Source organism: Clostridium estertheticum (assembly GCF_018861295.1).
GTDB lineage: Bacteria > Bacillota > Clostridia > Clostridiales > Clostridiaceae > Clostridium_AD > Clostridium_AD estertheticum_D.
In genome coordinates, this window is sequence record NZ_JAHLDM010000053.1 from 1 (window position 1) to 8,083 (window position 8,083).

An 8,083-nucleotide genomic window follows, 5' to 3' on the forward strand; every position below is an offset into this window, starting at 1 on the left:
TAGGTACTAATATACTATTAAGTTTAGCATAATCTTGCTTTTGGCCATGATAATAATAACTAATACCAGATGGTAGCGTCATACTCGTCTGAGCGCCATCTTTCTCATAATATACAACATTACCGAGTACTGTGTTCACAGTAACGCTTACCGTTGTTCTAAGCTCACCATAAACCTTTGTAATTTGTCTGTCCTCTATTTTGACCCTAAATGTTGGTCCAACCTGAATCTTTTTCTTATTACTAGCTGAAATAGTCATAATACCTTTATCTGTTAGTATTTCATTATCTGCTAGATTATCATAAGAATCCGAATCATCTTGTATAATACAATCTGTATATAAATTACTCGCCTGTGAAAAATTTTCTTTAGTAGCACCCTTCATCTGCGTGCTAAGTAGCCTATCAAACATTACAGCTGCAGCATTAATAGAAATCGCACCATTAGTTCTTAAATTAAGTTTATCTGTTAGCTCTAAATCAGATGCTTTTTTTATATAATTAATAGGGAAACTTCCTGTTAAATCCGATTTTGAATAACCTAAAAGGTGTACCATATTAACACAAATATCTTGATAAGTAGCACTACTTGCTGGATGAAAATAACCATCATTTGTGCCATATAAAAGTCCCTCTCCAACAATAGCATTAACGTACCCACTAAGGACACTACCACTAGCTACATCTGGAAATATTGTTTTACCGCGAAGACTCGCTGCGCTATCACCCAACCCATCAGCTATAGCCATCGCCTTTATTAACTCACCATTTGTCATTTTTTTGTTAACATTCGTAACTGTACTGTCTATAATTCCAAGCTGTTTCATCTTTGTAACAGAAGTTTTATAATCTAAAGTAGTTGCAAAAGTTAAATCAGGAACCATAACATTTATTAACATCGAAAACATTAATACAATACCCAAAAACGATTTTTTTATTTTCATTTTTCTACCATCCTTTTTTATAGATTATTTCATTTAGAATTATTTAGAAATTATAGTGTTTTCTGTAATTTCTTTCCTTTGCCCTTAACACGATAAGAAAATGTATATTACGTAAAATGCATATGAACAAGCGTTAGTAATTCTTGACTTATTTTACGTAAGATACGTAAGAAAAGTACATGTTTGAGCGATAGCGAGTTTGTACTTTTTAGTATCTTTAAGTAAAATCAGTTTAGAATTCCTCAGCGTAGTGAATTGCAATTGTAGTAATATATACTTTCTGAATTTATAATTTCTTCCCTTTACCTCTAACACGGTAAATAAATGTATATTACGTAAAATGCAGTTGTAATAATATATATTAATAGCTTCTCCGAAGTGAATTGCAATACGAGACGAATAAACTATTGAAATTTGATTTAGAAATTCTTGTTTTGCGATTGTAAAATTCTCGTAAGCTTGCCAGGAAGGCAAGCTAAGCGAACGGCAGGGCAACCAATGTGAGCGATAGAGAATTTTACATGAGCAAAACATTAGAATTTCTTAATCAAATTTCTTGTTTAAAGTTCGTTTGCAAAGCACGCCGGAGAAGATATTAAGCGCAGTGAATTGCAGTTGTAGTAATATACATTTATTTCACAATACTGACTTTCTGCCCCTCATTTAAGAAACTCTGACCCTCAGTTATTACTTGATCACCAAGTTTTATACCACTGACAATCTCAGTTTGTAGCGTATTTGATATTCCCACAACTACTTGTTTCTTTTTGAGCCTTGTAGCATCCACTATATATACATATTGCACACTATTTTCTGTAAATATTGCTCCATTTGGTACAACTGATATATCTGTTTTTACCACATCTGGAAACTCAACTCTTACTATCATTCCTGGTTTTAATAAATTAGAAGGATTCTCTATCTTAACCTTTACTGTATACAATTGTGTTTTAGCATCTGCTGAAGGACTTATGGTGTCTACTATTCCTTGTACAATTTTATTATTCATAGATGATATTTGAACAGGTATTTTCTGATTTACTTTTACCTTTATAACATCTTTGTCTGTCATAGATACTTCAGAGCGCAGGCTACTTGCATCAATTATAGTAAATGCACTAACTGCACTTGATACTACTTCGCCGACTTCAACATTTCGCTCAGATATAACACCATTTATAGGCGATGTAATAGAAGCATTATCCATTTGTATTTGTGCTAAATCAAGTGATGCCTTAGCTTGCTGAACTTGACCTGCAGCTGCAGCATCCGTTTGTGGTCCTGTTTTTGATTTTAATAGCGCTAAAGAATCACTCGCGGCGCTAACCTGAAGCGATGCACTGTCCATCTTCGATTTTGCAGCATCAAGTTCGCTCTTGGCAGAGTCTCCTATATTATATTGCTGATGAACTGTATTATAATTATTTTTCGCATCATTATATGTTGTTTTTGCAATATTTAATGTTGAATTTGCAGGTATTAATTGCTGCTCGTAACCTGAACCACTAGTTTTATCAAGATTTGCATTAGCAGTGTCCAAGGCCGCTTTTGCTACATTATATTGCGCCGTAAGTTCAGATCTATCAAGAGTGAATAAAATATCACCTTTATTTACACTCTGACCGACATCTACATTTACACCACTAACTTTACCAGCTATTTTAGATGTAACCACAGTTTGACTAGACGTTGCTAACTTGCTTCCATATTTTGTAGTTGTTGTTATTGAAGATATACTAACCGGAGACGCTTTAACATTTTTTGAAATATCATTCGAGGTAACACTTACCTCTTTATTTCCGCAACCCACTCCTATTAAAGTTATACTCAATGTTAAACTTATTAATAAAAATCCTTTAATCCCTTTAAGCTTCATCATAATGTAACTCCTTTATCTATTTTATCAGATTTCCTTTTCCTTTTACCAAAGAACCCTTTCATATCGTCAATCAACGTATATACCACTGGAATTATTATTGGTGACAAAATCGTAGATGTAATCATTCCTCCTATTATTGCAACTGACATTCCTACTCTATATTCACTACCTTCAGCAGTAGCAAGCGCTGAGGGTAACATCCCAACTACCATAGTTATGGTCGTCATGAGTATTGGTCTTAGTCTTGTAAGTCCAGCCTCTACTAATGCCTCGCGAAGAGGCAAACCTGTTTTCATAAGAGTAAGCGTATAATCTATTAATAGTGTTCCATTTTTGGCGGCCAGACCATCAAGCATTATTAATCCAATCATTGACATAATATTTAAACTATTTCCTGTAATGGCGAGTGCTATAAGTGCCCCAATTAATCCACAAGGTAGTGATAACATTCTTAAAGCCGGAGTTAAGAATGATTCATATAAAACAACTAAGATCATATATACGAGTATAATTGATGCAACAATTGCTTCAATAAGTGAAGTAAAGGAATCTGCCATACTCTTTTGATCACCACCGTAAGATAGCTCGTATCCATCTGGGATTGTAATTTTATTTATTTTTTCTTTGATATCCGTAGTAACACTACCAAGAGGTCTTCCCTGGTTATTAGCATAAATGGTAACCATTTCGTCACGGTTCTTTCTTAATATCTGTTGTGGACTGTCTGACATATAAACCTTTGCTAGCAAATCAATTGGAATTTGCTGTCCACTTGAATTAGCTACTTTTATTGTGGATATATCCGATTTTGTAACAATTTGACCCTTATCAAGTTTTACAATAACATCATACTCCTCATTATTTTCCCTAAATACTCCACCAGACACTCCTTGCTCCGTAGTGGCTTTAAGAGCACTTGATATATCACTTGGCTTTATTCCATATTGCGCTGCAGCAATTTTGTCAATTTTAACAGCGATTTGGCTCTCATTTGCTTGATTACTGTTGCTTACATCTGTAGTTCCAGAGACTGCTTGTACTGAGCTCTGAACCTCACTACCTAATTGTTTTAATACATCTAAATTAGGTCCAGTTATACTTATTGCGATAGGCTTGCTACTACCAGAAGAACTTGCTTCACCTATAGATATATCAACTCCAGTAAGTGTTTTAGTCCATGCGCGCATCTCAGACGAAATCTGGTCTTGACTTTTTTCTCTTTGTTTTTTAGGATATAAATTAACATTAATTTGCGCAGAAGACTGTTTATTATTAATGCCAACAATAGTAAAGTAATTGTCAACTTCTTTTAGGCTCTTTAAATGAGCTTCTACTTCTTTAACTTTTACATCTGTAAGTTTAACGTCACTACTTGGTGATAATGACATATTAATTGTAAATTGACTCTGATCTGTTTTAGGTGTAAGTTCAGTATTAATTAGTTTAAGTGGAATTAATGCCACGCTAATTATCAATAATGAGCTTACTAATGCTACCATCTTCCATCTATGATCCAGCGAAAACAAAAGAAATTTTTTATAAAAAATAATAAATTTATCAAAAAATCCTTTTTTCTTGAGCTTCATATTCTTATTATCGTCATCATTCTTCTTTTCCTTTAATAATTTTGAAGCAAGCATTGGGGTAACTGTAAATGAAACAATTAAGGAAAATAAAGCAGCAAAAACTACTGTAAGTCCAAACTGTTTAAAAAACTGCCCGATCATACCTGACATAAACGCTATTGGTCCAAATACAACAATGTCACATAAGGTTATAGAAATAGCCGCCATTGCTATTTCTTCTCGTCCATCTACAACTGATCTAAAGACTGTTTTTCCCATGCTCAAGTGCCTTTGAATATTTTCAAGCACTACTATGGAGTCATCTACAAGAATACCTATTGATAAGGATAATGCCAGTAGTGATAACATATTAAGAGTAAAGTGGAAAACATACATCATGAAAAATGTTGCAATAAGAGATGTTGGTATAGCAACAAGTATTATTGACGAAGCTTTTATGCTTCTAAGGAAAAGAAACATTACTAAAATTGTTGAAATTATACCCTCAATAAGACCGTATTTAACCTCTTTAAGTGATGAATTTATAAAGGTTGATGAATCGGATGTTATCGCTACTTTTATTCCAGCTGGAAGAGTTTTTTTCAAACTATCTAGCTGTTTTTGTACAGCTTTAGCAGTTATAACTATATTAGAGTCACTTTGTTTTTGAACAAATATGCCTATAGAATTTTTTCCATTTAACCTTACGAGTTCAGTTGCATCTGGATAGTCTAGTTTTACATCTGCAATTTCGCTAAGTTTTATAGATCCACCGTTTGTCATCGGAATTTGAAGGTTTTGTACATCTTTTATGCTTTCAAATTGACCAAGTACTTTTATTGTTTGATTAGAATCTTCTTGCTTAAATTGACCTGCTGGTATATTTAGGTTATCGCTTTGAAGTTTAGAAGTTATGGTATTAACAGCTATACCATACTGTTCTAAAAGCGTTTTATTTACTTTAATAATTAGTTGCTTTTTAACAGCACCCTCGAGAGATACATTACCAACACCATCAGTTTTCTCGAGTGACTTTTGTATTTTATCTGCACTGTCATACAATTTACTGTATGGTAGTGAACTTGAAACAGAAAGCATCATTATAGGTGTTGCATTTATATCTAGCTTTTTTATTACAGGTTTTGTTGCATCTGTAGGAAGTTTGTTTGATATATCGCCAAGGGCCTGTTGAACATCTAAAAATGCAGTATTCATATCATTTCCCATTTTGAACATAATTGTAGTATAACCATATCCTTCAGAGGATCCTGAACTTATAGTATCAATACCACTTATACCTGAAACTGCATCCTCTACTGGTTTAACTACATCAGTTTCTATTTCCGCTGTACCAGCACCTGGGTATGTAGTTGTTATTGTTATTACAGGAACATCAACTGCCGGCATTAAATCTGCACCTAGACTTGAATATCCCATCACCCCGAGTCCTACCGTAAGCAATACTACCATAAGAACGGCAAGAGGCTTTTTAACACAAAGTTCTGTAATTTTCATTCTTGAATCCTCCTTAAATCTTATAAATAAAATACCTAAATAACATTATTATTACAAAATTGTTTAATACTAATAGTATTTTAATATATTATCGTGAATAATTATAGTTACTTAAGTAATGTATCCATTGATATATTGACAATGATATAATATAAATAAACATTTTATATAAATAAACGTTTAATATAAAGCGAGGTTATCAAAATGAATGTGTTTAAAAAGTACCTACTAATCTCAAAATATGTTTTATCATTCTCGATATTTATTGCTATATATCGTTTTCATAATAATAACACCTCTTCTATGTTAGCCTTATTCATTCTTATGTTTATACTACTTGTAAATGATTATATAAGAAGTACCAAGTTAAAGATAAATTCCAGGCACATGTGTTTTTCATTACTTTTCACTATTTGCGGTGCAACTGTAATAAAATTTTTTATAAGTGACTCTGACTCTGGAATTATTGTTTATATATTATTGCCTTTAATAGAGATCTACGAGTTAAAAGGATTGAAGAAAAGGTTTCTATTTATAGTGCATTCATTTTCACTTTATATAGTGTCATTTTCTGAAATAGGCATACCTGCCAACTGGGACAAACTTACCATATTATGTCGTACCATATTATTTTATGTTGCTGTAATTAGCATAGCTCATTTTGTAAAAAATCTTCAAATAGAGAAAAATGAAGTAGATAAGCTAAATAAAAAACTACAACTCGCAAATATAAAACTTAAACAATATAACTTAGAAGTGGAAGAGTTAACAACTGCTAAAGAGAGAGCGCGGGTATCCCAAGAACTTCATGATTCATTAGGCCATTATCTAATGGCTCTAGCTATGCATCTGGAATTTGCAAAAAAGATATGTGCAACAAAACCTGAAAAAGTAAAAGAGATAATAGTTAAGTGTGAAGACATTTCAAAATCTAGTATTAGTAGCCTTAGAGAAATTGTTGATTTGCTGAAAGAAGAACGTGAAATAGTGGATTTCTATGGTTCCATTAGGAAACTCATTAATAATTTTCATCTAATTACTGATATAAATATTAATTTTAATGCAGATAAAAACCTAGATAACTTAAGTCCTATTATAAAAAGTTCCATTTATAAAACTATTCAGGAGGCTATAACTAATAGCATAAAACATGGAAAATCATCAGAAATTAATATAAAAATCTTTAATAAAAATGAAAATATAAATCTTATTATAAAAAATAATGGAATTAGATGTGATAAAATTATAAAATCAAATGGATTAAATGGGATTGATGATAGAGTAAGGTTACTTAATGGATTTGTGAATTACTCTAGTAGTAATAACCTAGGCTTTAGCATAGATATATGTATTCCAATACCAATGGAGGAATTGTAAAATATGATAAATGTTATATTAGCTGATGATCAGAAAATAGTAAGAGAAGGAATAAAGATGATATTAAGCTTGGACGAGGGCATTAACATACTTGGAGAGGCTGAAAATGGTAGAGAGTTGCTTATTCTTTTAAATAAGGTGCTTCCAGATGTAATTCTTATGGATGTTAGAATGCCAATAATGGACGGTGTGGTCGCTACTAAAATCATTAAAGAAAAATATGCAGATGTAAAGGTAATAATCCTTACAACCTTTAGTGAAGATGAGTATATATTTAAAGCAATAAAAAATGGGGCGGATGGTTACATATTAAAGGATGCCGGTTCAGACTATATAATAAAAGCAATAAAAACAGCTTATGACGGTACTATGTTCCTTGATCCAGGGGTAGCCCTAAAAATAGTTACAGCTTTTAATTCATTAACTAGTGAAAATCACTCTTCTCATAAAGTTTATAATCAAAAATATAAATTAGATGCACTTACGCCGAGAGAGATAGATGTTGCAAAGCTGATTGCCCAAGGTAAGAATAACAAATATATTTGTGAGGTCCTCTTTTTAAGACTGGGGACCGTAAAAAATTATGTCACAAGAATACTTGAGAAACTTGAACTTAACAGTAGGACTGAACTTGCAGTATTTATTAGCAAGTGTCAAATTTAATATATATAACAAAGAAGGAAACCCTTCTTTAAAAGGTTTCCTTCTTAAAATTTTAATAAATATCAACTATAGTACCATCAATACCCAAAACTAATGTTTTAAATTCATCTACTTTAACCTCAGTTAAAAATCCGTCTATAC

Annotated in this window: 5 protein-coding genes; 2 read left to right on the top strand and 3 right to left on the bottom strand. The window is 32.1% G+C overall.

All coding sequences use genetic code 11. The annotated features are described in order from the left end of the window. The 3 genes from KPL54_RS25295 to KPL54_RS25305 form a co-directional block, all read right to left on the bottom strand. Window positions 1–943, bottom strand: a 943-nt coding sequence (locus KPL54_RS25295) for an S-layer homology domain-containing protein (RefSeq protein WP_216109253.1), incomplete at its 3' end; no start/stop codon positions are given. Between the two features lie 631 nt (window positions 944–1,574). Beyond that, window positions 1,575–2,822: an efflux RND transporter periplasmic adaptor subunit gene (locus KPL54_RS25300; protein ID WP_216109254.1), complete on the bottom strand. Its 1,248-nt coding sequence runs from the start codon at window positions 2,820–2,822 to the stop codon at window positions 1,575–1,577. Next, entirely contained in the window at window positions 2,819–5,902 is a 3,084-nt protein-coding gene (locus KPL54_RS25305; protein ID WP_216109255.1) for an efflux RND transporter permease subunit, read from the bottom strand. The genes KPL54_RS25300 and KPL54_RS25305 overlap by 4 nt, the downstream gene beginning before the upstream one ends. Window positions 5,903–6,106: 204 nt before the next feature. Between KPL54_RS25305 and KPL54_RS25310 the strand changes: the two genes are divergently transcribed. Together KPL54_RS25310 and KPL54_RS25315 are read left to right on the top strand one after the other, a co-directional pair. Then, complete coding sequence (locus tag KPL54_RS25310) at window positions 6,107–7,279, top strand: sensor histidine kinase (RefSeq protein ID WP_216109256.1); 1,173 nt, start codon at window positions 6,107–6,109, stop codon at window positions 7,277–7,279. 3 nt (window positions 7,280–7,282) lie between these two features. After that, the gene (locus KPL54_RS25315) at window positions 7,283–7,942 is read left to right on the top strand and encodes a response regulator transcription factor (protein WP_216109257.1); all 660 of its coding nucleotides are present in this window, start codon (window positions 7,283–7,285) and stop codon (window positions 7,940–7,942) included. The last annotated feature ends 141 nt before the right edge of the window (window positions 7,943–8,083 follow it).